Below are 26,659 nucleotides of genomic sequence, written 5' to 3'. Positions count from 1 at the left end.
AATCCTACTTTTTAAATGCGGCGGTCTCCCGATTCTTTTTCTTAGGCGAAAACCATTTTGTAAGCTTTTCCTGGATATTAGACACTACGTTGGAAGACATATCCCTGGAAGCTCTGTATGTCAGATAAAGTCCGCAGAGAGAGATGATGAGCGTCGTAAGCCACATGCCAATATGGACATTGAGTACAAATGAATCGGTGAACTTTTCGAACATTTTGGAACCCATGATATACACAATAAAAAATATAATCGCTATCAACAGCGGATATCCAAACCCACCTTTTCTCACAATAGCCCCCATCGGTGCGCCAATAAACATGAAAATAATACAGGCCAGCGCCAAAGTGATTTTTTGGTAATATTGTTGCCAATGCAAAACCTCTTTTTTTCGATAAGATTGCAAAGTATACAGCACATTGATGATTTCAGACTGAACGAGATTGGCCGCAGTGCCGGTCTCTTTAAAGATCTTGCCTTTTCTGGCGCTATCCAGCAGTTCATATAAGTGTGCAACTTTGACTCCAGGCTGAAGATCAATCTCGACGGAATCCGGTCTTCGGTCTAAATGAAGCCTGGCTTCCACTCCCCTGGCAGAATTAATGCTGTCGATGAGCCGGGTTGCTTCAGGCACACCAGCTTCGTCTACCGCCTGGCTTTTGCTAGTGTCTGGTATAGAAGTTGTATCCATACTATTCCCGGGCACGGCTTTGCCTGCGATAAAGGTGTCCACCTTGTCGCCGGTAATCACATTTTTTTAGATGAGGAGTCGGCTTCCTGTAAAGAATCCGCTTCGAATTCAGCATGCTGGTCCGGGACATATGCGGTTGTGCTTTTATCATCAAACATTTTAGTAATGCCCAAGCCTACCTTCTTTTCTCCGCTCAGGATGAGTTTTCTAATGGTATCTATTTGTACAAGCAGCTGTCGGTTGCTCAACATTTTTTGATTGTCAGAAAAACGACTCTCGTCGGTGGCATTGATATCAAACTCCTGCAAGTCAAACGATTTGACATACTTGGTAAAACGAGTACGCATCAATGGGTAGTTTTTATACCCGCCTTCCCGATACCGGGTAGGTGGTTCTTCGACCTCCTCCCCATTATATAATTCCAAAACGAACCGATTGCCATGATCTGTGGTGTACATCATTCCTGTCTTGGCAGTAGTGCACAGTATCCTGTCTGATGATTGGCTTTGATCGTATACAATGATATCCTCGATCGATTTTTTGTCCTTAAGCTTTTTACCAACATAGATAGAATATCCAAAAAAATCATCATTGAATACGCCTGGCTCAATAGCTAAGGCAGGTTTCTGTCTCCTGATATCATATAACCTGGTTAGAAACTTAAGGTTGGATTTTGGAATAATATAATTTGAAGACAAAAATGAAACAATCGCCACAAAAGCAGATACCAAAGCCAGGGGAGCCATGATCCTCGTCAGACTTACACCAGCCGACTTCATACTGGACAGCTCATACCGTTCCCCAAGATTGCCAAATACCATGACTGAGGCCAATAATACTCCCATCGGTAGTGCCAATGGTACAAACGACACGGTAAGATAACTGACCAGCTCAATAATTTGCAGGATACTTACTCCTTTGCCCATGATCTCATCGATGTAAAGCCAAAAAAACTGCATCGTGAGTACAAACAGGGCTATCAAAAAAGAAAGCACCATCGGTGGCAAAAAAGAAGATATCAACAATAGGTCGATTTTTTTAAACCTACCGGTCAATCGGATCATGACACAAAAATAATCCTTCTCCCCGCCAGTCAGGTATAAAATACTTGGTGAGTAGATTAAGTTGAGTTTTAAATTTAGAATTTCTTATGATCTGTCTAAAGAACTTGTTAAGGCATTGACCCTTAGTCTATTAATGAATGCCTTAATTTACCTATCTTGCCCATGGTTATCATAGGATTATGAAATTGTCACGGCTTTGATCAGGCTAATTGAATAAATTTTATAAATCGGTGTAACCTAAATTTGTTAACATTCGTCAATCAATTCGTACATGGATCAGTTGGAATTCCGAGACTTTGTCGAGGCTAATCAGAATAAAATCTTTCGATTCGCCATGCGGCTGGTACAAAGAGAAGAAGAAGCCAAGGACATAGTACAAGATGTATTGATAAAAATATGGGGTCGGCGGGATGAAATAGATAAAATAGAGAATCTCGATGGTTGGATGTTTACAGTCACCAGGAATCTCTGCATAGACCGCATAAGGGCTCGAAAAACCCATTTAGACATCAATACACAATATCAGGTGGAGGACAAACAAGACAATCCGCATGAACAAACAGCTAAAGGTCAACTGATGAACTTGATAAAAAAATTGATCAACGAAATGCCAGAGAAACAAAAGATGGTGATCCATCTCAGAGATATCGAAGGACTATCCTACGACGAGATAGCCACATCTTGCGGTATTCCCCTCGCCCAGGTCAAAGTCAACCTTCACCGAGCCAGAATAAGTTTGAAAGAAAAAATTTTACAATCAGGACTGTATGGACAACTCTAACGAATATATCAAAGCACTACTCGATAAATATTGGGAAGGTGACACCTCACTCGAAGAAGAATTGCAGCTGCACTTATACTTCAATCAATCAAAGGTGGATCCGGCGTTGAAGACCTTTCAACCCTTGTTCGACTATTTTAAGAATGAAAAAGGCATTTCAATAGATCTATCCGATGAGGTGATGTCTAAGATCAATGCTGTGGAGCAAAAGGTGGCTCCAGTTGCAAAACCTGTAACCCGCATCATTTCATTGGGATGGCAAAGAGCTGTAGCTATAGCAGCTTCCTTGCTTCTGGTGCTGACCCTGGGTATCAATATATATCAGAATCAAAAATCAGCATCCACGGAAATGATCACTATGGATACTTTTCAATCTCCTGAACAAGCGTTGGAACAAACCAAAGCTGCTCTACTCTATCTATCCAACCGGATGAATAAAGCCACGGACAAAGCCACACTCTCGATATCTAAAACTGCTCCTTTGGATCTAATCAATTAACCACAAAAAATAATATATCAATCATAACCATGAAAAATTTATTAATCCTCCTTTTTTCTCTCTTTACCGGATCGCTGGTCGCCCAAGCAGATGCAGTGACCAAGTTTTTTAAGTCCTACGTAGACGATGACAGATTTAGTACGGTGTATATCAGTCCAAAGATGTTCCAACTGGTATCAAAGATCAAGATCAATGATATGGATGCAGACTTGCAGCAACTTTTAAAAAATATACAGGGATTACACATACTAAGTACCCATGTTTCTCCAAAAACCTTCTACAAAGAGGCTGTCTCCAAAATCAATACAAAAGAATACGAAGAACTCATGAAAGTGAGAGATGAAGGCGAAGATGTTTTATTCCTGACCAAAACAGACGCCACGGGCAATAAAATAACCGAACTACTCATGTTGGTTGGCGGTGAAGACGAATTTTCCTTAATCTCCTTTGTGGGTGACCTGGACCTGGAGAAAATAGGCCGCCTGGGTAAATCATTAAACATCGATGGTTCAGAACATTTAGAAAAACTAAAAAAGAATTAATCATGAAGTCTTTTTTTCTCTCACTTATTTGCTTATTCAGTTTAAGTGCCCTGTCCACCGCTCAGGAACAAAGTCTAAATGATTTTAATCGCGAGTACAGTCGTCGGGATGGTATCAGACATTTTACCATCCCGGGATTTCTCGCTCGGCTGGCAGGCAATATAGCCCTCAAAGATGAAGAAAGGATAGACCGGGAAGCTATCAAACCTCTTCTCCATAATATGGGATCAGTATCCATCTGGTTTACTGAAGATGATGGATATGTCGATCATCGTGATATAGCCCAACTCAAGGAGAATCTTTTGGATGAAAACTATGAAGTGCTCGTAAAAGTTAGAGATGGTCGCGATGATGTAGAAGTATTGACCTGGGGCAAAAAAGATGTGATTAGGCGATTAGTTTTCTTTGTACAGGAAGATGCAGCCTCTTTCGTCATGGTCAATGTCCGTGGATATTTCACCCCTCAAGACATCAGCGAATTGGCAGACCATTACATTAATAAAAGCTCCAGGAAACTGTAGATTATTTATTCCAAATCAAAGCACACCAATCTTCACGGATCAGGGTCTCTATTTTGTTGATTCCAAATGTATGAAGGTATTTCTTCAAGATACTGATATCCTGAAGTATAAACCCAGAATAGATACCCACTCCACCCGGGTTCAGAATCCGAACAATATCTTCTGTGGTATTCAGTAATGTATCCCTGGTAATATTGGCCAGGATGATATCAAAAGTTCTCGTTTCAGATTTGAGCGTATCCCCTTGCTCCACTAAGATTTTTTTACAATGATTAAGTTCAATATTTTCAAGAGAATTATTGACAGACCAGGGATCATAATCAATAGCTGCAACCTGATCAGCACCTAATTTCTCAGCAAGGATCGCCAGGATGCTACTGCCACAACCAAAGTCAAGTACCTGTTTATTAATAAAATCCAGTTTCAACATGGCGCCCATCACCAGGTAGGTTGTCGCATGATGACCGGTACCAAAAGCCATTTTAGGGTCAATAATAATTTCATATGGCGAGTGGATGGGCTCGTGAAAAGTCGCCCTCACCGCCACTTGATCTTCAACGATAATCGGCTGAAAAGAAGATTCCCAGATTTTATTCCAGTTTTGTTGTTTTACTAAATGGTTTTCTGAAAAAGTATATGTATTACCCAATAAGTTTTTCCATGATTCATTAACCAGATTGGCAGGCACATAACCTTCGAGGGAATTGCCTTTCTCTTCAAAGGATTCGAATCCGAGTTGATATAATTCTGATAAAACAATATCATCGGGAATGCCAACAAAAACGAACTTGTAATAGTCAGGATAAAGATCATCCATAAATAGATCGATTGTAGGCTTCCCAGGTATTGATCATCAAAGCACACACGGTCATAGGCCCTACGCCTCCCGGCACAGGTGTGATAAAAGAACATTTTGGGCTGACATGCACAAAATCTACATCTCCAACCAATCTGGTTCCTTTTTTAGCACTTGAGTCTGGGATTTGATTCATACCTACATCGATGACGACGGCTCCGTCTTTGACCATATCTGCCTTGATAAAATGAGTTGCTCCTAAGGCTGCAATTATGATATCCGCCCTCAAGGTGATCTCCGCCAATCCAGCTGATTTTGAGTGACATAGGGTCACTGTTGCATTTCCAGGGTAGGCTTTCCTCGACAATAGTACGGAAATCGGTGTGCCAACAATATTACTCCTGCCCAATACGACGACATTCTTGCCTTCAGTTGGAATCTGATAATGTTCGATCAGTCGAAGGATGCCTAAGGGAGTAGCTGGAACATAAGCTGGCAATCCAATCACCATGCGGCCTACATTGGTGGGATGAAAACCGTCCACATCTTTTTTTGGATCGATCGCCAATAAAACCCTCATGTCATCGATATGCCTGGGCAAAGGTAGCTGCACGATAAATCCGTCGATGTCATCATTATGATTCAGACCATCAATAATGTGTAAGACTTCTTCTTCTGTGATATCGGCCGGATGGTGGATCAAAGTCGATTCATATCCTGCCTCTGCACACGACTTAATTTTATTGCGAATATAAGAAGCGCTTGCGGGGTGATCACCAATCAACACAGCAGCCAGATGAGGGGCCCGCCGACCCTGAGACCTGGCTTCCTGAACCTGAACCAATAAATCAGCTTTAATTTTTTTGGCTACAAATACCCCATCTAACAATTGCATGGCATAAAGATAAAAACTTTGTCGGCGAGCTTGGAGAAATGATCTACTTGTGACAAAATAATTAGCTAAGTAGCTCCACACTGTATAGTTTTTTATGCATGATCCAATCTGTCTGCTTGTCATCGCCCATCCAGAATATATGTTCGCTGATTTTTTCAAATCCAAGCGATAGATAAAACCTGATAGCTGCCGGATTATGCTCCCACACCCCTAACCATATAGTCTTGATCTGAGCGACAGTCATCAAGTCGGTCGCATGTTGTACCATTATTTTACCATAGCCATGACCTTGATGACTGGTGCGCAGGTAGATTCTCTGCAATTCGGCATGAGAAGGATTTACGCCATAATTTGGATCCAGGCCTATATTGAGTTTGTAATATCCTATGATCTGGTCATCAGTGATTAAAAAATAAAAAACACTTGAGTTTGAAGCCAATTCGGCCAGCAAAGTATCGTGACTAAAAGCCTTTGCAAGATATTGATTGAAATATGTCGGGTCATTAAGGTGATAAAAACTGGCAGTAAAAGTCTCTATTGAAATAGATACTAACTCAAGAATGCGAGCAGGAATGACTCGTTCAAAATGCCAGTTTTTCATCCAATCACTGAAGAGACAAATTGTTTGACCTTGCCATCTATCTCTCCAACGGGAGTCAAAGCATTGATAAAAGCACTTCCAATGATAGCGCCCTGAGCATACTGACATGCTTTGTCGAAAGTGGCTTTATTGGATATTCCAAAGCCTATGAGCCTCGGGTTTTTCAACCCCATATCTTCGATTCTCTTAAAGTAATCTACCTGCTCCTGATCGATATCACCTTTAGCCCCGGTGATTGCATTGGAAGACACCATATATATAAAGCTATTGCTCACGGCATCAATGTGCCTGATGCGTTGATCCGGGGTCTGCGGAGTAATCAAGAAGGTTATATCCATGCCCAAAGATTCAAACATCGTTCTATAATGCAACTCGTATTCTTCTACTGGCAAATCAGGAAGGATCATGGCATCGACACCGCACTCCTTGGCCTTTTGGATAAATCTTTTCTCACCATATTGCATCACCTGATTAAAATATCCCATCAGAACAAATGGCAAATCACTGAGCAATCTTGCCTCAGAGATCTGTTGAAAAAGCAAATCGAGCCGCATACCATTGGCGAGAGCAACCTGACTGCTGGCCTGGATGGTGGCTCCATCTGCGAGGGGATCGCTATAAGGCATACCGATCTCAATCAGGTCTGCCCCTGCTTCACCCAGTGATTTAATGATCTGCACGGTATCATGCAGCGAGGGATATCCTGCAGTGAAATATATATTGAGAATGTCTTTGTTTTTTTTCTCAAACAATCGATGTAGTCTATTCATAACTGTCTAAGTATTTCATATAAGTGGCTAAATCTTTGTCTCCCCGGCCTGACAAGCAGACCACGATGCTGTCACCTGGTTTGTATTGAAGGTATTCGAGGGCTCCAAGTGCATGAGCAGATTCAAGTGCCGGAATGATACCTTCCAATTTGGTTAGTAAAAAAGCTGCTTTGACTGCTTCATCATCAGTGATTGACAATGCTTCCGCTCTTTTTGTTTGGATCAGATGGGCATGCAAAGGCCCAATACCCGGATAATCCAGCCCAGCCGAAATCGAGTGAGGCTCCGTAATCTGTCCATCAGGGGTCTGCATCAACAGGGTTTTACTGCCGTGAATGATGCCCACTGAGCCCAATACGCTGGTAGCCGCACTCCGACCGCTGTAGAGACCTTCTCCTGCCGGCTCTACCGCGATCAGTCTCACCTCTGTATCATCCAAAAAATGGTAAAAAGCTCCTGCAGCATTGCTCCCGCCTCCAACACATGCCATGATGATATCTGGTGTAGATGATCCGATATATTCCAACAATTGATTTTTAATCTCTTGACTGATCACACTTTGGAAGCGTGCTACCATATCCGGATATGGATGTGGCCCAACCACTGATCCAATGATATAATGGGTATCCTGAGGATGTTGAATCCAGTCTCTGATGGCTTCATTAGTTGCATCTTTTAGTGTCTGTGATCCGCTGGTAGCCGGTATGACGGTGGCACCCAACATTTTCATCCTGGCGACATTAGGCGCTTGCCGCTCGATATCTACCGAACCCATATAAACGACACATTCAAGATTCTTAAGTGCACAGACTGTAGCGGTTGCTACGCCATGTTGTCCCGCTCCGGTTTCGGCGATGATCCTTTTTTTACCTAGTCGCTGTGCCAATAAAATCTGGCCTATGGTGTTATTGATTTTATGAGCGCCGGTATGATTGAGATCCTCTCTTTTTAAAAATATTCGGGCTCCATATTTTTCAGACATGCGCTTGGCTTCATATAAAGGACTGGGTCTGCCCACATAGTTGCGAAGCAAATCGTCAAACTCTGCTTGAAACGTAGGTTCAGCCATAATCTGAAGATATTGATCCCTTAATTGCTCCACATTGTGTTGCAGCATTTCGGGGATGAAGGCCCCTCCGAACTCCCCATAAAAACCTCTTGCATCAACTGCGTAACTCATGAACAAATTTTTTAATTGTAATCAAATCTTTATCTCCCGGAGCTTTTTCAAAACGGCTATTGATATCAATGCCAATGCAGGCTGGATGATCAAAGTATTTTATTTCATCCAAATGATCGTAACTGATACCCCCAGCCAATAAAAATGGTGTAGCTCCTTCATATTCTCTCAATTTATTCCAGTCAAATCTAACTCCATTGCCGCCGGGAGCATCTCCTCTGGCATCAAATATAAATCGATCGGCATAACCATCAAATTCCATGACTTTTGAAAAATCAAAATTTTTATCGACAGAAAAAGCACGAATGACCTCTAACCCTCTATTTTGAATACTGGTACACATATCGGGACTTTCGTGTCCATGCAGTTGTATTACATCCAATTGATATTTGCTCTGAGTGTAAAGGATGTGTTCGATAGGACTATTGACAAATACGCCTACTTTCTTCTTATCACCAAAAATAGTGTGGTCTATCACCTGATCTACAAACCTCGGTGATGATGCATAAAAAATCAAACCGATATAGTCTATAGCAATCTCTGCCAATTGTTTGATTTGTCCGGGGTCCCGCATACCACAGACTTTTATTTCAAGATCATTCTGCATGGGTGGAATTAAAGGTTAGGTTTTGTACAAATGTTTGGCAAAGCAATCCGGGATCTGGAGCCTTCATAAAAGTCTCACCGATTAGGAATCCTTTAAAGCCTATTTTAATTAATGCACTGATTTCTTCAGACCCTTTCAAACCACTTTCGGAAACCCAAACTGATTCATGAGGAAGCAAAGGCGCCAACTCTATGGACTTTGCAATACCTGTCTCGAAAGTCTTCAGATTTCGGTTGTTGACTCCGATGAGGTCTATCTGATCATACCATTTGTCCAATTCTTCTTCAAAATGGAGCTCCATCAATACTTCTAATCCCAGATCATGGGCCAAAGTGGTAAAATCTTTAATTTGTTGTTTGGTCAAACATTCGGCTATCAATAATATCAGATCGGCACCTAAGGCTTTAGCTTCATGTATTTGGTAAGGATCGATGATAAATTCTTTACGCAGTATAGGAATTTGAATCTTCGGTCTGGCCATCAGGATATCAAGAGCACTTCCTCCAAAGAAATCATTGTCGGTTAGGATCGAGCAAGCAGCAGCCCCTGCACTACCATACGATTGAGTGATCTCTACGACATCTGCTTCGGATCGAATAGTGCCTTTTGATGGCGACTTTCGTTTAAACTCCGCAATGATCCCCGGTCCTGCTTTCAATTTATTTTTTAATGAACGGGTAGGCGAAGAATAGTACTCACGCTCGACGATCAAGTGTAAAGGAAACTGCTCGCTGCGGAGCTTCACCTCCAGGTACTTATGTTCAATAATATTGTCCAGGATAGTCATGCGGTCGCTTCGAGTAAATTTTTAAATGAACTTAATGCCTGACCATTGGATATAGATTCTCTTGCTTTTTGTACTGCATCGACCAGGTTGAGTGACGGATCAGCTGTATGGATGGCGATGCCGGCATTGGCGTAGACTACTTCCATCTGCGCGGGAGTGGCTACCCCATTCAAGACCTGGTTAAAAATGGCAGCTGCATCTTCTTTGGTATCACCGCCATAGATTTCATCAGGTTTTAAAGTTTTTAACCCCAAATCACCCGGTTGTAATACTACATCCGAATTTTGGGTCTTCATTTTGAAAGACCCTGTGAGCGAGATTTCATCATAGCCATCCATAGCATGTATGACAGAAAATCGTTTATCAGGTTGTTGTTGAAAAAGGTAAGCATACAATCTGGCGAGCTCCAGGTTAAACACTCCAGCCATTTGGTATTTTGGTCTTGCAGGGTTGACCAAGGGACCCAACATATTAAAAAAGGTCTTTACCCCTAGTTGTTTTCTAATCGGTGCTACCGACTTCATCGCAGGATGAAACATTGGGGCATGAAGAAAACAAATATTGCTCTTATCCAACTGTCGCCTTAAAACATCCACATCATTAGTAAACTTATATCCAAGCGTCTCCAATAAATCAGAAGAACCACATTTGGAACTCACTCCATAATTGCCATGCTTGGTCACTTTGTATCCTGCTCCAGCCACTACAAAAGAGGATAAAGTTGAGATGTTAAAAGTATTTTTGCCATCTCCTCCTGTCCCGCAAAGGTCGATAGTTGGAAGCCCATCCAAGTCGACTGGAATGCATAAATCTAATAAAGCATCTACAAATCCCTGCAGTTCATGCTCCGAGATCGCCCGCATCAGGTATACCGTAATGAAAGAAGCTACCTGTGCTTCATTGTAGGCATTCCTCGATATATTTACCAGTATCTCCCTGGCTTCTACCCTATTGAGCTTTTTGTGTTCATAGAGATAGGTCAGTATTTTTTTCATCAAAAAGTATTTTCTATTAATTGTTTTTTATAAATCGCTTCACTTTCCACTAAAAAGTTTTTTAATATCTTTTTGCCATCGGGTGTCAGTATTGACTCAGGGTGAAACTGAACACCTTTGACCTGGTAAGTTCGATGACTTGCAGCCATAATCATGCCATGCTCATCTTCCGCTGTGATGACCAGGTCCTGAGGGAAATTATCTTTACTCACCACCCATGAATGATATCTTCCAGCCTGAAAAGGGGAAGGAATGCCGGCAAATATAGTCTCTCCAGGGTCCGTGATGATCACTGGTGTATGTACCCCGTGGTAGACCTGATCCAGATTGGTCAGGTTTCCTCCAAATGCTTCCCCTATAGCCTGGAGGCCGAGACAGACACCAAATATAGGTTTGTGCGGAGCGTACTTTTTAATCACCTCTATGATAATACCAGAGTCTTTAGGCACGCCAGGTCCGGGAGAAATAAATATACAATCAAAGTCCTGGACAAAATCTACCGGGACTTCATCGTTGCGCACTACTGTTATTTTCGTATTTGTCAATTCCCTCAAATACTGAACCAGGTTATAGGTAAACGAGTCATAATTGTCTATCATTAAAATCTTCATAGCTTTGATTTTTTTAAATCTGTTCTGCTTTTTCCATGGCTTTTCGTAAAGCACCTAGTTTATTGCTTACCTCCTGCAATTCGTTTTCTTCTACGCTCGAAGCTACGATACCTGCTCCTGCCTGATAATGCAATACATTGTCCTTACTCAAAAACGAACGAATCGTAATCGCATGTAATAATGACCCATCAAAACCCACAAATCCGATAGAACCTCCATAAAAATTCCGCTGCTCGGGTTCGTTGGCTTTGATGAGCTCTATGGCTTTGTATTTTGGCGCACCACTTAAAGTTCCAGCAGGGAATGTATCGCCAAATACTTTAAACATATTGAATCCTTTGGTTAGCTGGCCTTCAACATTTGATACCAGGTGAATGACATGACTAAAATATTGTACCTCTTTGAGCACCTTTACTTCGACATGATCGGAATGAATGCCGAGATCATTTCTAGCAAGGTCGACCAACATGATATGTTCGGCATTTTCTTTAGGATCGAGTGCCAGTTCTTTCGCTTTTAACTGATCTAACTCATCATTGCCGGTGCGACGATAAGTGCCGGCTATCGGGTTGACACTCGCCAATCCTTTGTTGATCACCAACTGAGCTTCGGGAGATGAACCAAAAATCCGGTAATTTCCCATATCAAAATAAAATAAATATGGTGAAGGATTGACACTACGCAAAGCTCGATATACATTAAAATCATCTCCCTTGTATGCTTGCCTGAATCGGCGCGCAAACACTACTTGAAATACATCGCCTATCTTGCAATGATGTTTACCGGTGGTCACCAGGTCGCGATATTGCTGATCCGTAAGGGTGCTTGTCTCCTCGCCATCTTTGTGAAACTTAAACGCATGGGCTTGTTCGTTGAGGATCAATGACTCCAGATATTCGATATGGTCCGTATCCTTATCAAGACTATTCTCCAGGATAAATAATTCATCTTTAAAATGATCAATGGCCAGGATGTATCTGTACAAAGTAAATCTCGCATCAGGGATTTCCACTTGTTTCTTAGATGAATCAAACTGCAGTGTATCAAAGTACTGAATGGACTCAAAATTGAAATGACCAAATATCCCATTGATGAGCTTGTAATCACCATCGCTTTCGATATCGAAACTATCCATAAATAGTTGCAAATGCCTCGACAAATCATGGGTTTTGACCATCGGGGTACTCACTGGGAATTGTCCTGGCAGTTCAACGGTAAGGGTACCATCCAGGACAGATGCCGTGGCTAGTTTTCCCAGCCCAATGTACGAATGACAGTTCTCTATACTTCTGAAATCTGAACTTTCGAGCATCATGGACTCATCGAAATGATCCCTCAGCTTGAGATACAAATGAACGGGAGTCACTGTATCCGCTAGTTGGCGCTTGCTTTTAGTATATATCTTTATTTTTTCCATAAAAAATCAATCAAATTAAAAACGGCTTGTCGGGTACACCAACAAGCCGTTTTTTATATGTTTTTACAACAATAACTAGCTTAGTAAGGTTACCCCAAGATCAGGTACCTGCCACCACCAACTATTGTTTATTGTTTTCATCATTCCTTTATATCGTGGGCAAATATAATGCCGTTTTTGAAATAAACCATTTTATCCAAAATTATTTTTTAGTGTCAGTCCTCATTAAAATTTGATTTAATCTTTATCCTACACAAATAAAATCCAACAACCACTTGCCTATTCTCCTTTAACCAATATTACATCAATACCCTGCTAATCAATTCTTTTAACATCTGACCATCCTCTCCCCCTTTGCTGTTGACGCCTTTTGATTTTAAATCATATTCGCGTAACAAAAAGAGCACATTTTCCAATTGTCTTAGGCTATAGTGTTTTAACGCTTCTTTATATTCTTTGAGAAAAAAGCTGCTTTTCAACTGCAACGCACTTAAAAGATCTTTATCATTTCGGTGATCTCCGGCCTTGGCCACATAGAGTTTGCTAAAAAAATTGAACAAGGAGGCAAGGGTCATCACCAGCGGATTGGACTTCGGGTTAGAATCGAAGTAATCGACAATTTGGAATATTTTATGCTTGTCACGCTGGCCCAAAGCTTTTTGCATCTCAAACACGTTAAACTCTTTGTGGATACCTATAATAGGCTCCAGATCCTGAGCGGAAACAGTCTGTTCCGGCTCTACTGATAATTTTATTTTATCCAGATTTTGTGCGATACCCCCGAGATCAGCCCCAAGATATTCTGCCAGAAGATGAGCGGCTTCGGGCTTTAATTTAATACCCTTTTTGCCTGCTTCCTGCAAGATCCAGGGGGATAATTGATTGTCGTACAGCTTTTTAGATTCAAAAATAACTCCATTTTGCTTTAAAAATTTGGCTGCCTTGGTTCTTTGGTCCAGCTTCTTGTATTTGTAACAAAGCACCAAAATGGTGGATGCAACCGGGTTTTCAAAATAGGCTTCCAACTCCAAAAAAGAACGCATCTCTTGTGCTTCTCGCAGTACCACGAGTCTATGAGTGCTCATCATTGGATACTGCCGGGCCTCGTCCAGGATCATTTTATAATCGCTGTCCTTACCATAAAATATACGTTGGTTAAATACCTGCTCGGTTTCATTGAGCAAGTGATCTTGAATATAATTTGATATTTGATCTATAAAAAAAGGTTCTTCCCCGTGCAACAAATAAAGCGGTGCACGGCTACCTGTCCGAATTTTTTCTATCAGTTCTTCTACATCCATATCTTGATGGCAAAGTTACATTCTACCAGGGATTTGACCCGAACAGGTAAAGAAATGGTTATTTATATCTTGTTATCAATGAGTCACCAAAATAAAACAATTATTTTTACCACTCTAAAATGGCTAAACCACTCATATTAATAACCAACGATGACGGACTATTTGCCCCGGGTATCAGGGCACTTGTCAACATTGCAGCAGATTTTGGCGATTTAGTCATTGTAGCTCCAGACAGCCCTCAGTCAGGGCAGGGACATGCAGTGACACTTGAAAAACCGCTCAGAATCAATCCGGTAATCACCTTTGGCGCTCACGAAGCTTACGAATGCAGCGGTACTCCTGTCGATTGTGTCAAACTTGCCAAGCACCTTGTTTTAAAAGATCGCAAAGTAGATCTATGTCTTTCAGGTATCAATCACGGAGCCAATTCCTCAATCAATATTATTTATTCTGGTACTATGTCAGCGGCCATGGAGGCATCCATCGAGGGCATTAATTCTATAGGGTTTTCTTTGCTTGATTATTCGTTTGATGCAGATTTCGATTCAGCCGCCTCCTATATCAGGTCGATTATTGATAAAACCCTGACCAAAGGCCTTTATCATACAAGCTTGTTGAATGTCAACATACCCAAACTCAAACAACATGAGATCAAAGGTATCAGAGTGTGCCGTCAGGCGGAGGGTCGTTGGATTGAAGAGTTTATGGAAGGTACGGACCCCAGGGGGCAAAAATATTATTGGTTGAGCGGCCAGTTTGTCTCTGATGATCACCTGGATGATACAGATGAATGGGCATTACGAAACGGCTACATATCTATCGTTCCATCAGGACACAATTTGACCAGATTCCAGGCTATCGAACCTTTAAAATATTTTGAGCATGAATAATCTGCTTTTAAAAATATTTCAACATGATAAATGGTTGAATGGCTTTATCAGTGGTCTGTTTGTTCCCGTTGTGATCTTTGCCGCCTTGCTACAATTATTGGAGAGCCTGGGTATCCTCACCACGATCGAATCCGGACAAACCGTGCATATCCTCCGACCAAGGACTATTGCTCTGATCGTACTATTCGCTAATATCATATTGATGAATGTTTTTAAAAAAATGCGTTGGAATCAGAGCATGCGAGGCCTTGCGGTCTCTACCTTTATTTGTATTGGTCTCTGGGTTTTCAAATATGGTCGTGATCTGTTCTGATCATTAATCTTAGCAAAAAAGCCTGGATGAAATATTACCTCATAGCCGGTGAAGCATCAGGAGATCTGCATGGAGCCCGATTGATAAGGCAGCTCCATTTGCGTGACCAGGACGCAGAGGTGCAAGCCTGGGGCGGTGACCTCATGGCCCAGGCTGGCGCGACTATTAAAAAACATTATCGCGAACTGGCTTTCATGGGATTTGTCGAGGTGATTCAAAATCTACGCACTATATTTAAAAACATCGAATTCTGCAAAAAAGATATACAGTCATTTAAACCTGATGCCCTGATATTGATCGATTACCCGGGTTTTAATCTCCGCATTGCCCAATGGGCTAAAGCGCAGGGATACAAGGTATTCTATTATATATCCCCTCAACTTTGGGCGTGGAAAGCAGATCGGGCCAAAATCATCAAATCCTCTGTAGATAAATTGTATACGATTCTCCCTTTTGAAAATGCGTTTTATCAACCTTATGGCATCATCCCGGAGTATGTAGGTCACCCGCTACTGGAGGCAGTAGCAGAATACAAAACCGATCCCGAAATTGTAAAAAAATTGGCCGGTAGCAAGATCCTGGCCTTACTTCCAGGCAGTAGAAAACAAGAGATTTCTAAAATGTTGCCATTGTATCTACGGGCAACAGCTTCATTTCCAGAATACAAAGCAGTTATAGCAGCTGCCCCATCTCAACCAATTGAATTGTACGAACAGATAATGTCTGATGTTGGAGTCAGTGCAGAGATCATTAAAAATCAAACCTATGATGTCTTATCGCTCGCATCCCTGGCCTGGGTGAGCTCAGGGACCGCCACCCTTGAAACAGCCCTATTTGGGGTACCACAGGTAGTGTGCTACACTGGCAACTGGATTTCCTATCAAATCGCGAAAAGGCTAGTCAAAGTCAAATATATATCCCTGGTGAATCTGATCCTTGACCAGGCAGTCATTCCAGAGCTGATTCAGGATGAATTTAATATTACTCGTCTAGTTCAGACCACACAAAATTTAAATATCAGCCAGATTAAATCACATTATTCCCGCCTCAATCAATTATTGCAACCATTGAATGCCTCTCAACGGGTAGCTAGCTCCATTATTTCTTCAATTTCAAATTAAATATGAAATATATATCCATTTTTTTATTATTAATCGGCATATGTTCATGCCAACCAAAGACCCATATTTTTATTGTAAGACATGCTGAAAAAATAGACAATAGCAGAGACCCTGAGTTGAGTGAGTCAGGTAAAATGCGCTCTGCAAACTTGGCTATTATATTAAAAAAAGAGCATATAACGGAGGTATACAGTACTAATTATAAAAGGACGCTCCAGACTGCGCAGCCCATCTGTGATCTTATCGGTGGAGCTCCAATTATATATACTCCTGACTCGCTTAATTATTTGGCAGCCAAGCTTATATCCAAGATGAAACCTATTCTGGTGGTCGGTCATAGTAATTCGACTTTGAGTCTGCTGGATGCCATGGGTATCCAACATAGAATGAAGGTCATCTCCGATGATGATTATTCCAATTTATTTAAAGTGACGATTTCGAAGAAAGGAAAGAAAAAGAGACTCGAAGAACTGAAGTTCTGATTTGATTATTTGACATCTAATAACTGAATATCAAAGACCAAAACACTATTGGGTGGAATGCTTCCAACTCCCTGAGTGCCATACCCCAATACACTGGGAAGGATCAAGGTGATATCTCCGCCTTTTTTGATCAAAGGAATGCCTATCTGCCAGCCAGGGATAAGGCCAGAAAGTTTAAAAGTTGCCGGGCTCGTCGTAGTACCATCAAATTGCTGTCCATTGGTTAGGAATCCTTTATAGTGAACGGTTACTGTATTGTTGGCATTAGGGTTTGCACCTGTCCCTTCAGTCTTGATCACATAGTACAATCCTGACTCATGTCTGACCGCAGTAATATTGTTTTGAGTCAAATACTCCTGGATTTTTTCTTCATCAGTCTGTTTATCCTTTGAACAACTAAAAAAGGCAATCGCCAGTATCAAGGCAGTGATGTAGATTAATTTTTTCATTTTTTTTTATTTTATCAATTTGTATTAATTGGAAAGATTCCCATTTTTTCCGCTTCTGCAATCATGAACTGTTTAGCCTGCTCATATTCATTTTCGATCTTGCCATCTAAAATCGCTTCACGGATGGCAGTTTTAATGACGCCTACCTGAAACGATGGTTTCAATCCAAACGTTGCCATGATCTCCTCGCCCCCTATGGGAGGTTGCCAGTTGCGGAGCCTGTCCTTCTCTTCGATCTCCACCATTTTAGATCTGACCAGTTGATAATTTTCCAGTATGTTTTTTACTTTATCTGCCCTTTTGCTGGTGATGTCAGCTTCACATAAGATCATCAGATCATCTATATCCTCACCTGCTTCAAATAGTACTCTTCTAATGGCGCTATCCGTGATTTCCTCTTTGGTCAGGCTGATTGGTCTTAGATGCAGACGGACCAGATTCTGGACATATTTCATCCGATGGTCTGTAGGAAGTCGGAGTCGCTTGAATATCCGGGGCAGCATACTGGCCCCAAGTAAATCATGACCGTGAAATGTCCAACCTTGTTTGCCATTAAATCTTTTGGTAGCAGGCTTGCCAATATCATGAAATAACGCAGCCCATCGAAGCCAAATATTTTTGGATGTTTCGCAGACATTGTCCACCACCATCAGGGTATGGAAAAAATTGTCTTTGTGCCCTTTACCATCGATAAATTCCACCCCTTCCAAAGCGGTCAATTCCGGCAGGATATATTTAAGTAAAGTGGCTTTATGAAGGAGTTTGAATCCTATTGAAGGCTGATCACATAACATAATCTTCTCCAATTCACCAGAGATCCTTTCCATTGAAATGATGGATATCCTGTTGGCGCTTTGTCTAATGCCTTCAAAAGTACGTTCTTCAATGGTATATTCAAGTTGGTTCGCAAACCGGATAGCCCTGAGCATACGGAGTGGATCATCAGAGAAGGTTCTTTCTGGCTCGAGAGGTGTCTTTATGCACTTATGCTCCAGGTGTTTCATGCCATCAAAAAGATCTATCAACTGTCCAAAGTCCTCGTCGTGCAAACTCACAGCCATGGCGTTAATAGTAAAATCTCTGCGACGAAGATCATCTTCAAGACTGCCATCTTCTATCATCGGTTTTCGGGAATCTTCACGATAGGATTCTTTTCTTGCACCTACAAACTCCAGATTGAGATCGCCATAGATAATCTGCGCAGTACCAAAACGTTGGAATACACTAATGCGTGGTATAGGATATAGCTTGCCAGCTACCTCCTGAGCGAGTTTGATCCCATCACCAACCACTACAATATCTATATCCGGCGAAGATCTGCCTAATAGTTTATCCCGTACAAATCCACCGACTACATAGGATTTGACCCCAAGCCCTTCAGCGGCTTGTTTGATAACTTCAAATATCTTTTTCTCATATGTAGTCAGCTTAAATATCACTTCAGTATTTCAGTTCTATGCCAATGCTAGGTCAGGTTGAAAATATTTAGTTTCTGCCAATTCCTGAAGAATAGCAAGAATTCCACTTGCTTCAGGCTCCAGGACGAGCCTTTCTCTAACAGGTCTGATATCTTCTATGCCCCTAAAATAGTTTTTATAGTGCCTCCTCATCTCCAATACACCCAATTTGGGGCCTTTCCATCGAACTGAAAAATCGAGATGGGCTTTCACAACTCTTATTCTCTCCGCCAAATCAGGCGGAGGCAATAACTCTCCAGTCGCCAGAAAGTGTTTGATTTCTCTAAAAACCCAGGGATTACCTATGCTGGCTCTACCAATCATGATACCGTCCGGCCCATACCTTTCTTTATACTCTTTAGCTTTTTGGGGAGAATCTATGTCACCATTGCCAAACACCGGAATATGAATACCCGGATCATTTTTGATTTTTGCTATATAAGACCAATCTGCCTCTCCTTTGTACATTTGAGCACGTGTACGAGCATGAATACTGATAGCTTTGATGCCGACATCCTGCAGCCTTTGTACTACCTCATGAATTTTAATGCTTTGATGATCCCACCCCAGCCTGGTTTTGACAGTCACCGGAAGATGGGTGTTATCTACGATTGCTTTGGTCAGGGCAATCATTTTGGGTATATCTTTTAGTATACCTGCTCCGGCATCTTTGCATACTACATTATGCACTGGACAACCATAATTGATATCCAATATCTCCGGTTGAGCCTCTTCCACATAAGGTAGAGCCTTCATCATGGAATCGATCTCTCCGCCAAATATTTGGATGCCGATCGGTCGTTCTTCAGGATAAATATCTAATTTTTGAATACTCTTGGTTGCATCCCTGATCAATCCTTCTACTGAAATAAATTCAGTATACAACAAATCACACCCCTGCACTTTACACAAAGCCCTGAAGGGTGGATCACTCACATCCTCCATCGGGGCTAATAAAATGGGGAAATCTCCTAATTCTATGTCTGCTATTTTGATCATAAGCCTGATGCAAAGATACATCCATCAACGGCTTATTATAGAATTCAAATTTTTCAATTTATATTGGTGGAATTTTTATCAATTGAAAATGAAGATATGGCTCCATTAGTAATCATTTGTTTTATAGTCGGCTATTTATTGATTGTATTCGAGCACCCTCTTCGAATGGACAAAACCATTCCTGCTCTTTTGATGGGTATGTTGTGCTGGGCCATAATAGCTATTGGACAATTGCATTTGGCAGGCGAAGCCGAGGTAGGCGAACACGGTGTCAATGATGTCATCCTGCATCATCTTGGCAAGATCGCGGAAATACTTATATTTCTGATAGGTGCTATGACTATTGTCGAGCTGGTGGATCTCCACAAAGGATTTTCAGTCATTACCAACCGGATTCATACTCGTGATAAAAGAAAGTTGTTGTGGATTGTCAGCTGGTTGGCTTTTTTCATGTCGGCCATTCTGGACAATTTGACTACTACCATCGTATTTGTGTCCTTACTGCGTAAGCTTATTCACAAACGTGATGAAAGATTATGGTATATATCCTTTGTAGTCATAGCCGCCAATGCTGGAGGAGCCTGGACGCCTATTGGCGATGTGACGACGACCATGCTCTGGATTGCTGGAAAAGTAAGCACGCTGAGTTTGATTGATCATTTAGCGATTCCATCGATATTTTGTTTGCTTATACCTTTAGTTGTATCCAGTTTTTTGCCTGCCTTTCAAGGGGAGATAGCCAGCTTCCATGACGCAACTGCCAAAGAGAAAAGCAAAGAGAAATTACTCAGCAGCAAGACAATGCTCATCTTTGGAATCAGTGCATTGGTATTCGTACCAATATTTAAAACTATGACCCACCTGCCTCCTTGGATGGGAATGATGATAGGCCTCTCCATTGTCTGGTTGGTTTCTGAATACATTCATCCTGAGGAGGATTTTGCTGAAGATCGTAGGCATCATTACTCTGTCAAGCATGCATTATCCAGAATCGAGTTGTCAAGTATACTTTTTTTCCTTGGCATACTGATGGCGATAGACGCACTGGACTCTTTGGGTTATTTAAAAAATCTGGCCGTTAAAATGGATCAGTTGTTGCCCAGCCAGGATATTGTTGCTTCTATAATAGGCATCCTGTCGGCAATCATAGACAACGTGCCATTAGTGGCTGCCACCATTGGCATGTATGACTTACCTATGGATGCAAAAATGTGGCATCTTATTGCTTATTCTGCCGGCACGGGGGGTAGCATGCTGATCATCGGTTCGGCCGCTGGAGTGGCAGCGATGGGCATGGAAAAAATCGATTTTATCTGGTATTTTAAAAAGATAAGCTGGCTTGCGGCCATTGGGTATTTCGGGGGTGCGCTCATTATGTATTTTATCATGTTGATTTTTCCTTGACGCCACGCAAATTTTGAGGTTTGTAAAGGAAACCCAAGCTGGTTTTGACCCTATAAATAAATTTTTTAAAAATACTTTGAGAGTTCTACTTAATATTCGCATTTAGTTTGTAGGTTCATTGCTTGTAAAGTTATTATGGTTTCTGTCATTATTGCATGCTTCGTAATCGGCTATATCATGATAGTCTTCGAACATCCTTTGCGTATGGATAAAACGATTCCATCTCTGTTGATGGGAATGTTTTGCTGGACTTTAATCGCCGTTGGAAAGCCCTTACTTCCAGAAATAGCAGGGGGGCCACATGAGATTAACGAACTGGTACTCCATCATTTAGGAAAAATAGCTGAGATCTTAATCTTTCTTATCGGTGCCATGACCATTGTAGAATTAGTGGACCTGCATAAAGGATTTTCAGTCATCACTAATCGGATTCATACCCATAATAAGATCAGACTTTTATGGATTATAGCCTGGTTGGCATTTTTTATGTCTTCTGTGTTAGACAATCTGACCACGACGATTGTTTTTATTTCCCTGCTCCGAAAATTGATACACTCAAGGGAGGAGCGAATGTGGTATGTCTCTTTTGTCGTTATTGCCGCCAACGCCGGTGGTGCATGGACGCCAATTGGGGATGTCACGACGACGATGCTTTGGATAGCTGGGAAAGTAAGTACTTATTTTCTCATGGAAAATCTCGCCATACCTTCTCTTATCTGTCTAGCCATACCCTTGCTGATTGCAAGCTTTTTACCTGTTTTTCAAGGTGAGATCACCAGCTTTCATGATGCGAGTGAAAAGGCCAAACGAAGAGAAAAACTTCTCAGTAGTAAAACCATGCTCATGGCAGGTATTGGTGCGTTGATTTTTGTACCCATTTTCAAGACTATTACTCATCTGCCACCATGGATGGGCATGATGCTTGGCCTGGCCATTGTTTGGTTGATCTCAGAATACATACATCCTGAGGAAGATTTTACTGAAGATAGACGACATCAATATTCTGTCAAGCATGCTCTGTCGAGAATCGAATTGTCCAGTATTTTGTTTTTTCTAGGGATCCTGATGGCGATTGACGCTCTGGATACACTTGGCATTTTGCAATCTATGGCTGTTAAAATGGATCATTTCTTCCCTAGCCCAGATATCGTCGCCACTTCTATTGGTGTCATGTCAGCGATAATTGACAATGTTCCTTTAGTTGCAGCGACTATTGGGATGTATGATCTTCCTATGGATGCTAAAATGTGGCATTTTATCGCTTTTGCTGCGGGTACAGGTGGAAGCATGCTTATTATTGGCTCGGCAGCCGGAGTCGCTGCCATGGGTATGGAGAAAATAGACTTCATATGGTATTTTAAAAAGATCAGTTGGTTAGCTGCGATAGGATTTTTCATTGGGTGTGCAGCTGTGTATATATTACATCTTATTCTGCATTGATTTGCCATTCTTATGTAGAATCTGACTTATATTGTGGTCAGAATTTTTAGGTCATGAACTTCTTTAATAATCTTCATCCTGGTTATTCGATTTTAATTTCATTAGCCATCCTGGCCTCGTGTAAACCGGCAGCCAGGATACAAGTGCTACAACCCGCACAACTAATAATACCTGAACATATTCAAAAGATCGTCCTGATAGATCGGAGTAAGCCTTCCAATGGATTTCTCAGCAATATCGAAAGCTTGCTCACAGGAGAAGATTATCAACAGGATAAGGAGGGAAGAACCAAGGCCATGAACGGTTTGAAGGATATTCTGGCTAACACGCCCAGATTTCAAACCTCTCTATCAGGCATAGAACTGGAAGGCAGCAGCGGTGGTAGATCCTTTATGCCTCCACTTCCTTGGTACGAAATTGAGACTATCCTCGCCAAATACAATGGTGATGCTGTAGTAGCTATAGAAATGTTTGACTCGGACATTCAATCGACAACCACCTCCCGTATAGTTAAAGAAAAAGACAAAGATGGCAAGGAGATTTCTAAAATAGTATATGAAGGCAAAAGAAAAGGTAAAATCAACCTGGGCTGGAGATTTTATGATCCTAAAAATAGGCAGATCATTGATGAATTTAAGGATACTGACGAAATCGAAATAAGCAGCTCCGGTGCTCCATCGCAAGCTCTGGCTATCTCTAATCTTCAAAAATCCTACGAAATCATTCGCAACCTGGCCGCTACTATGGGCACTAAATATGGAAAAAGGATTGCTCCTGTATGGATTACCTTGGCCAGAAGTTATTTTAAAACAGTTAAGGATAATAACAAAGAAAAATTTGCCCAGGCTGCACGATATGCTGATGCAGGTGAATGGCTTAAAGCAGAAACTATTTGGGAAAAAATCGCAGAGGGTAGGTCCTCCTCGGCTGGAAAAGCTACCTATAATCTGGCTGTAGCCGCTGAAGTAAATGGTCAGCTAAATCTAGCCCTTCAACTTGCCAGGGATGCATATACTCAATTTAATGAGAAAAAAGCCAAATCCTACATTAGAATCTTAGAGCGTAGAATTATAGATCAGGAGGAGATCCAAAATCAAATGCACCAAAGTATGAAGACCAACCCCTGAGTTGTTTGCTAACCAATTTATCAGAATAATTATTGGCTGGATGCTTTTCAAAAAACTGATTACCTTGTTATTTCTAAATTGTTTTTTGATGAACAGTAAATTCACATATATATTATTTATTTGCATCATTTTCAGCACTTTATCATTTGCCCAAACCATAAAGGGAAAGATCCTGGATGATGTCACTGGCGAGACATTGATTGGTGCCAATATTATCATTAAAGGTACTTCTGTCGGAACGGTGACGGATTTTGATGGTGCATTTGAGCTTAAAGTACCCGCTTTGCCCACTACCCTGACTATTTCCTACCTGGGATATCTCACCAAGGATGTGGAAGTCAATAGTGCAAGTGGCAACCTTAATATTAAACTCGAGTCTGAAGCCATAACCTTAATGGAGACTCAAATCAAAGGTCAGCGTGTCTCCGACAAACAAAAAGCTAGTCCTCTCACAGTAGAATCGCTGGATGTATTGGGAATCAAACAAGCAGCAAGTGATAATTTTTATGATGGGCTTGGCACTTTAAAAGGAGTAGATCTGACCGCAGCATCTCTAGGGTTCAAAGTGATCAACACCAGGGGATTTAATAGTACCAGTCCGGTGAGATCGCTGCAGATCATTGACGGAGTAGATAATCAGGCCCCCGGACTTAATTTTTCTTTGGGAAATTTTCTAGGCTCTTCAGAACTTGATGTACTGAAAGTCGATCTGGTGCAAGGTGCCAGCAGTTCATTTTATGGACCCAATGCGTTCAATGGAGTCATCAGCATGGAAACCAAAAATCCCTTTTATCAAAAAGGACTCAGTGTCAGCGCCAAATATGGGGAGCGTAACCTTTTTGAAACAGCATTAAGATATGCAGGTACCACAAAAAATAAAGCTGGCTTGGAAAGTTTTGGATATAAGGTCAACTTCTCTTATTTGCGAGCTGACGATTGGGTAGCTGATAACTATGAAGCTGTAACAGGCACCGTATCGGCTGCTACCAACCCTGGAGGTTACGATGCCATCAATATATATGGTGATGAATACCAGACAGGAAATGACCTTACCTCTTCACCACCCTGGTTGTTCCCCGGAATTGGTGTTTGGCACAGAACCGGCTACAAAGAAATAGACCTGGTTGACTACAATACCCGCAACATAAAGGCCAATGCTGCCTTGCATTTTCGTACGAAACCCAGTCAAAAAGACCAATCCCCTGAACTTATACTGGCAGGAAATTTCGGGAATGGCACCACCGTCTATCAGGGAGATAACCGATTTTCACTGAGAGACATATTGTTTTTTCAAGCCAGAGCTGAGATCAAAAAAACCGACAAATACTTTGTTAGAGCATATATGACCCAGGACGATGCAGGCAAATCCTACGATCCATATTTTGCGGCACTTCAATTGCAATCCAATGCTAAAACAAATAGAGATTGGTCTTCAGATTATGTCAATAATTGGCAGCGTTTCATCGAACCTAAAATATATGAAAAGGGCTATCCAAAATTAAAACCAGTGATCAATCCTGATGGCTCAGTCTCATTTTCATTTGATCAGGCTGCTGCTACCAAATGGATAAATGACAACCAGGAATTTCTAAGCGAAGCTCATGCCATGACTGCCCAGCTGTCTAATCTTGGCAACGCTATAGTGCAAAGCGGCGCATTTTTTGAGCCAGGTACAGATCGGTTCGATCAGGAATTTGAAAAAATAAGGTCCTCTTATAACACGGAGGGTGGAACCAGATTTTATGACAAATCATCCTTATACCATGTACAAGGTGAGTACAAATTCAAACCTTCGTTTTTAGATGCCTGGACTCTGGGGGGCAATATGCGAGTTTATACTCCACGAAGCAAGGGTACTATTTTTTACGATACAGCAGGCATAAAAATCAGCAATATGGAATTTGGCGTCTATTCGGGAATAGAAAAAAAGACGGTGGATGACAAATGGACTTTTTCTGGAACAGCCAGGGTAGACAAAAATGAAAATTTTGGATTTTTATTTAGCCCTGCAGCTTCAATTGTTTTTAAACCAAAGGCATCAAATTATTTAAGGCTTTCATTTTCAAGCGCTATTCGCAATCCGACGCTTTCTGATCAATATTTATACCTCAATGTCGGCAGAGCTATATTGGCAGGCAATTTGAATGGGGCAAAAAATTTGATAACTATTGAATCACTCCTTGATTATGTCAATACCCTCGATACCCGAAAGCTTAAATATTTTGATATAGATCCGATACGGCCGGAAAAAGTAAAAACTTTTGAGGTTGGTTACCGAACTACCCTGCTGAATAGTCTGTATGCCGACTTAGGTTATTACTTTAGCATTTACAATGATTTCCTCGGCTATAATATTGGGGCTACCGGTACTTTCGATCCTATCTCAGGCTTTCCCCGACAGATTCAGGCTTATCGTTACGCAGCCAATTCCATTAACCAGGTCACTACCCAAGGAGCTTCTGCTGGCTTGAGTTATTACTTCTCCAAATATTATCAGATCCAAGGAAATTACTCCTGGAATAAATTGAATAAAGAATTTGTGGATGATCCCATCATTCCTGCATTTAATACCCCGGAAAATAAGTTCAATATTGGGTTCAGCGGCAGGGACATCCCACTAAAAATGGGAGGCATGAGATTGAATGATTTTGGATTCAACATCAATTATAAATGGATACAGGCATTTACTTTTGAAGGCTCTCCCCAATTTACAGGATTCATTCCGTCTTATGATTTATTAGATGGTCAGATCAACTGGAAGGTAAGACCCTTGAATACAACTATTAAGATAGGTGCTTCTAATTTATTGAATAACAAACAGTTTCAAGCCTATGGAGGCCCTAAAATCGGCCGACTTGCTTATATGTCATTAACTTATGAGTTGAAAAAAAATTAACTGGCAAAAATTAAAATTTTGCTATT

Annotated in this window: 28 protein-coding genes; 12 read left to right on the top strand and 16 right to left on the bottom strand. The window is 41.3% G+C overall.

The genetic code is table 11. The features are described 5' to 3' along the window. Positions 1-4: 4 nt before the first annotated feature. Positions 5-748 (bottom strand): LptF/LptG family permease, encoded by a 744-nt coding sequence (locus IPJ09_02790; protein MBK7370368.1) that lies wholly within the window; start codon positions 746-748, stop codon positions 5-7. Then, positions 745-1,752 (bottom strand): LptF/LptG family permease, encoded by a 1,008-nt coding sequence (locus IPJ09_02785; GenBank protein ID MBK7370367.1) that lies wholly within the window; start codon positions 1,750-1,752, stop codon positions 745-747. The genes IPJ09_02790 and IPJ09_02785 overlap by 4 nt, the downstream gene beginning before the upstream one ends. A 271-nt stretch (positions 1,753-2,023) precedes the next feature. Between IPJ09_02785 and IPJ09_02780 the strand changes: the two genes are divergently transcribed. From IPJ09_02780 to IPJ09_02765, 4 genes are read left to right on the top strand one after another with little or no spacing between them, the layout of a single operon-like run. After that, positions 2,024-2,533: an RNA polymerase sigma factor gene (locus IPJ09_02780; GenBank protein ID MBK7370366.1), complete on the top strand. Its 510-nt coding sequence runs from the start codon at positions 2,024-2,026 to the stop codon at positions 2,531-2,533. After that, positions 2,520-3,032, top strand: coding sequence for a hypothetical protein (locus tag IPJ09_02775; protein ID MBK7370365.1), 513 nt, complete (start codon positions 2,520-2,522; stop codon positions 3,030-3,032). The genes IPJ09_02780 and IPJ09_02775 overlap by 14 nt, the downstream gene beginning before the upstream one ends. Before the next feature lie 29 nt (positions 3,033-3,061). Further along, complete coding sequence (locus IPJ09_02770; GenBank protein ID MBK7370364.1) at positions 3,062-3,574, top strand: DUF4252 domain-containing protein; 513 nt, start codon at positions 3,062-3,064, stop codon at positions 3,572-3,574. Positions 3,575-3,576: 2 nt separating this feature from the next. Then, positions 3,577-4,095 (top strand): DUF4252 domain-containing protein, encoded by a 519-nt coding sequence (locus IPJ09_02765; protein ID MBK7370363.1) that lies wholly within the window; start codon positions 3,577-3,579, stop codon positions 4,093-4,095. A 1-nt stretch (position 4,096) separates the two neighbouring features. Here IPJ09_02765 and prmA read toward each other — a convergent pair whose 3' ends face one another. From prmA to holA, 11 genes are all read right to left on the bottom strand, one after another. After that, on the bottom strand, positions 4,097-4,912 hold the full coding sequence (gene prmA, locus IPJ09_02760; GenBank protein ID MBK7370362.1) for a 50S ribosomal protein L11 methyltransferase: 816 nt from the start codon (positions 4,910-4,912) through the stop codon (positions 4,097-4,099). Continuing rightward, complete coding sequence (locus tag IPJ09_02755; GenBank protein ID MBK7370361.1) at positions 4,905-5,786, bottom strand: bifunctional 5,10-methylene-tetrahydrofolate dehydrogenase/5,10-methylene-tetrahydrofolate cyclohydrolase; 882 nt, start codon at positions 5,784-5,786, stop codon at positions 4,905-4,907. The genes prmA and IPJ09_02755 overlap by 8 nt, the downstream gene beginning before the upstream one ends. A 61-nt stretch (positions 5,787-5,847) precedes the next feature. Further along, the gene (locus IPJ09_02750) at positions 5,848-6,387 is read right to left on the bottom strand and encodes a GNAT family N-acetyltransferase (protein MBK7370360.1); all 540 of its coding nucleotides are present in this window, start codon (positions 6,385-6,387) and stop codon (positions 5,848-5,850) included. Further along, positions 6,384-7,157 carry a tryptophan synthase subunit alpha gene (locus IPJ09_02745; protein MBK7370359.1) on the bottom strand — a complete coding sequence of 258 codons (774 nt, stop codon included), beginning with the start codon at positions 7,155-7,157 and terminating at the stop codon, positions 6,384-6,386. The genes IPJ09_02750 and IPJ09_02745 overlap by 4 nt, the downstream gene beginning before the upstream one ends. After that, on the bottom strand, positions 7,150-8,337 hold the full coding sequence (gene trpB / locus IPJ09_02740) for a tryptophan synthase subunit beta (protein ID MBK7370358.1): 1,188 nt from the start codon (positions 8,335-8,337) through the stop codon (positions 7,150-7,152). The genes IPJ09_02745 and trpB overlap by 8 nt, the downstream gene beginning before the upstream one ends. Further along, a complete protein-coding gene (locus IPJ09_02735; protein ID MBK7370357.1) occupies positions 8,321-8,944 on the bottom strand; it encodes a phosphoribosylanthranilate isomerase in 624 nt (207 codons plus the stop codon). Before IPJ09_02735 ends, trpB begins: the two co-directional genes overlap by 17 nt. After that, positions 8,934-9,731: an indole-3-glycerol phosphate synthase TrpC gene (trpC, locus tag IPJ09_02730; GenBank protein ID MBK7370356.1), complete on the bottom strand. Its 798-nt coding sequence runs from the start codon at positions 9,729-9,731 to the stop codon at positions 8,934-8,936. The genes IPJ09_02735 and trpC overlap by 11 nt, the downstream gene beginning before the upstream one ends. Then, positions 9,728-10,726, bottom strand: coding sequence for an anthranilate phosphoribosyltransferase (gene trpD / locus IPJ09_02725; GenBank protein ID MBK7370355.1), 999 nt, complete (start codon positions 10,724-10,726; stop codon positions 9,728-9,730). The genes trpC and trpD overlap by 4 nt, the downstream gene beginning before the upstream one ends. Continuing rightward, positions 10,726-11,337: an aminodeoxychorismate/anthranilate synthase component II gene (locus IPJ09_02720; GenBank protein ID MBK7370354.1), complete on the bottom strand. Its 612-nt coding sequence runs from the start codon at positions 11,335-11,337 to the stop codon at positions 10,726-10,728. Before IPJ09_02720 ends, trpD begins: the two co-directional genes overlap by 1 nt. Positions 11,338-11,350: 13 nt before the next feature. Then, positions 11,351-12,754 carry a chorismate-binding protein gene (locus IPJ09_02715; GenBank protein MBK7370353.1) on the bottom strand — a complete coding sequence of 468 codons (1,404 nt, stop codon included), beginning with the start codon at positions 12,752-12,754 and terminating at the stop codon, positions 11,351-11,353. Between the two features lie 299 nt (positions 12,755-13,053). Next, entirely contained in the window at positions 13,054-14,055 is a 1,002-nt protein-coding gene (gene holA / locus IPJ09_02710; GenBank protein MBK7370352.1) for a DNA polymerase III subunit delta, read from the bottom strand. Positions 14,056-14,174: 119 nt separating this feature from the next. Here holA and surE point away from each other — a divergent pair, with 119 nt between their 5' ends. Genes surE through IPJ09_02690 form a run of 4 tightly spaced genes read left to right on the top strand, consistent with a single transcriptional unit; the run spans position 14,175 to position 16,861 of the window. Then, positions 14,175-14,945: a 5'/3'-nucleotidase SurE gene (gene surE / locus IPJ09_02705; GenBank protein MBK7370351.1), complete on the top strand. Its 771-nt coding sequence runs from the start codon at positions 14,175-14,177 to the stop codon at positions 14,943-14,945. Next, positions 14,938-15,258: a hypothetical protein gene (locus IPJ09_02700; GenBank protein MBK7370350.1), complete on the top strand. Its 321-nt coding sequence runs from the start codon at positions 14,938-14,940 to the stop codon at positions 15,256-15,258. Before surE ends, IPJ09_02700 begins: the two co-directional genes overlap by 8 nt. 26 nt (positions 15,259-15,284) lie before the next feature. Beyond that, positions 15,285-16,379 (top strand): lipid-A-disaccharide synthase, encoded by a 1,095-nt coding sequence (lpxB, locus tag IPJ09_02695; protein ID MBK7370349.1) that lies wholly within the window; start codon positions 15,285-15,287, stop codon positions 16,377-16,379. A gap of 2 nt (positions 16,380-16,381) precedes the next feature. Then, positions 16,382-16,861 (top strand): histidine phosphatase family protein, encoded by a 480-nt coding sequence (locus tag IPJ09_02690; protein ID MBK7370348.1) that lies wholly within the window; start codon positions 16,382-16,384, stop codon positions 16,859-16,861. Positions 16,862-16,866: 5 nt separating this feature from the next. On the opposite strand, the gene IPJ09_02685 is transcribed toward IPJ09_02690, so the two are convergent. Genes IPJ09_02685 through dusB form a run of 3 tightly spaced genes read right to left on the bottom strand, consistent with a single transcriptional unit; the run spans position 16,867 to position 19,766 of the window. Continuing rightward, entirely contained in the window at positions 16,867-17,310 is a 444-nt protein-coding gene (locus IPJ09_02685) for an FKBP-type peptidyl-prolyl cis-trans isomerase (GenBank protein ID MBK7370347.1), read from the bottom strand. Between the two features lie 14 nt (positions 17,311-17,324). Next, a complete protein-coding gene (locus IPJ09_02680; protein MBK7370346.1) occupies positions 17,325-18,749 on the bottom strand; it encodes an HD domain-containing protein in 1,425 nt (474 codons plus the stop codon). 15 nt (positions 18,750-18,764) lie between these two features. Further along, a complete protein-coding gene (gene dusB / locus IPJ09_02675) occupies positions 18,765-19,766 on the bottom strand; it encodes a tRNA dihydrouridine synthase DusB (GenBank protein ID MBK7370345.1) in 1,002 nt (333 codons plus the stop codon). 96 nt (positions 19,767-19,862) lie between these two features. Between dusB and nhaD (IPJ09_02670) the strand changes: the two genes are divergently transcribed. From nhaD (IPJ09_02670) to IPJ09_02655, 4 genes are all read left to right on the top strand, one after another. Next, positions 19,863-21,170, top strand: a complete 1,308-nt coding sequence (gene nhaD / locus IPJ09_02670) for a sodium:proton antiporter NhaD (GenBank protein MBK7370344.1) — start codon at positions 19,863-19,865, stop codon at positions 21,168-21,170. 135 nt (positions 21,171-21,305) lie between these two features. Further along, a complete protein-coding gene (gene nhaD, locus IPJ09_02665; GenBank protein MBK7370343.1) occupies positions 21,306-22,610 on the top strand; it encodes a sodium:proton antiporter NhaD in 1,305 nt (434 codons plus the stop codon). A gap of 53 nt (positions 22,611-22,663) precedes the next feature. Continuing rightward, positions 22,664-23,737: a tetratricopeptide repeat protein gene (locus tag IPJ09_02660; protein ID MBK7370342.1), complete on the top strand. Its 1,074-nt coding sequence runs from the start codon at positions 22,664-22,666 to the stop codon at positions 23,735-23,737. Between the two features lie 88 nt (positions 23,738-23,825). After that, on the top strand, positions 23,826-26,633 hold the full coding sequence (locus IPJ09_02655) for a carboxypeptidase-like regulatory domain-containing protein (protein MBK7370341.1): 2,808 nt from the start codon (positions 23,826-23,828) through the stop codon (positions 26,631-26,633). Positions 26,634-26,659: the final 26 nt, after the last annotated feature.

It is taken from the genome of Saprospiraceae bacterium, assembly GCA_016709995.1.
In the GTDB taxonomy this organism is placed as follows: domain Bacteria; phylum Bacteroidota; class Bacteroidia; order Chitinophagales; family Saprospiraceae; genus JADJLQ01.
This window is presented reverse-complemented; position numbering and strand designations above follow the sequence as displayed.

Coding starts and splice junctions, on each gene's coding strand:
- IPJ09_02785 (MBK7370367.1), bottom strand. CDS start 1,752: ATGATCCGATTGACCGGTAGGTTTAAAAAAATCGACCTATTGTTGATA.
- IPJ09_02780 (MBK7370366.1), top strand. CDS start 2,024: ATGGATCAGTTGGAATTCCGAGACTTTGTCGAGGCTAATCAGAATAAA.
- IPJ09_02775 (MBK7370365.1), top strand. CDS start 2,520: ATGGACAACTCTAACGAATATATCAAAGCACTACTCGATAAATATTGG.
- IPJ09_02770 (MBK7370364.1), top strand. CDS start 3,062: ATGAAAAATTTATTAATCCTCCTTTTTTCTCTCTTTACCGGATCGCTG.
- IPJ09_02765 (MBK7370363.1), top strand. CDS start 3,577: ATGAAGTCTTTTTTTCTCTCACTTATTTGCTTATTCAGTTTAAGTGCC.
- prmA (MBK7370362.1), bottom strand. CDS start 4,912: ATGGATGATCTTTATCCTGACTATTACAAGTTCGTTTTTGTTGGCATT.
- IPJ09_02755 (MBK7370361.1), bottom strand. CDS start 5,786: ATGCAATTGTTAGATGGGGTATTTGTAGCCAAAAAAATTAAAGCTGAT.
- IPJ09_02750 (MBK7370360.1), bottom strand. CDS start 6,387: ATGAAAAACTGGCATTTTGAACGAGTCATTCCTGCTCGCATTCTTGAG.
- IPJ09_02745 (MBK7370359.1), bottom strand. CDS start 7,157: ATGAATAGACTACATCGATTGTTTGAGAAAAAAAACAAAGACATTCTC.
- trpB (MBK7370358.1), bottom strand. CDS start 8,337: ATGAGTTACGCAGTTGATGCAAGAGGTTTTTATGGGGAGTTCGGAGGG.
- IPJ09_02735 (MBK7370357.1), bottom strand. CDS start 8,944: ATGCAGAATGATCTTGAAATAAAAGTCTGTGGTATGCGGGACCCCGGA.
- trpC (MBK7370356.1), bottom strand. CDS start 9,731: ATGACTATCCTGGACAATATTATTGAACATAAGTACCTGGAGGTGAAG.
- trpD (MBK7370355.1), bottom strand. CDS start 10,726: ATGAAAAAAATACTGACCTATCTCTATGAACACAAAAAGCTCAATAGG.
- IPJ09_02720 (MBK7370354.1), bottom strand. CDS start 11,337: ATGAAGATTTTAATGATAGACAATTATGACTCGTTTACCTATAACCTG.
- IPJ09_02715 (MBK7370353.1), bottom strand. CDS start 12,754: ATGGAAAAAATAAAGATATATACTAAAAGCAAGCGCCAACTAGCGGAT.
- holA (MBK7370352.1), bottom strand. CDS start 14,055: ATGGATGTAGAAGAACTGATAGAAAAAATTCGGACAGGTAGCCGTGCA.
- surE (MBK7370351.1), top strand. CDS start 14,175: ATGGCTAAACCACTCATATTAATAACCAACGATGACGGACTATTTGCC.
- IPJ09_02700 (MBK7370350.1), top strand. CDS start 14,938: ATGAATAATCTGCTTTTAAAAATATTTCAACATGATAAATGGTTGAAT.
- lpxB (MBK7370349.1), top strand. CDS start 15,285: ATGAAATATTACCTCATAGCCGGTGAAGCATCAGGAGATCTGCATGGA.
- IPJ09_02690 (MBK7370348.1), top strand. CDS start 16,382: ATGAAATATATATCCATTTTTTTATTATTAATCGGCATATGTTCATGC.
- IPJ09_02685 (MBK7370347.1), bottom strand. CDS start 17,310: ATGAAAAAATTAATCTACATCACTGCCTTGATACTGGCGATTGCCTTT.
- dusB (MBK7370345.1), bottom strand. CDS start 19,766: ATGATCAAAATAGCAGACATAGAATTAGGAGATTTCCCCATTTTATTA.
- nhaD (MBK7370344.1), top strand. CDS start 19,863: ATGGCTCCATTAGTAATCATTTGTTTTATAGTCGGCTATTTATTGATT.
- nhaD (MBK7370343.1), top strand. CDS start 21,306: ATGGTTTCTGTCATTATTGCATGCTTCGTAATCGGCTATATCATGATA.
- IPJ09_02660 (MBK7370342.1), top strand. CDS start 22,664: ATGAACTTCTTTAATAATCTTCATCCTGGTTATTCGATTTTAATTTCA.
- IPJ09_02655 (MBK7370341.1), top strand. CDS start 23,826: ATGAACAGTAAATTCACATATATATTATTTATTTGCATCATTTTCAGC.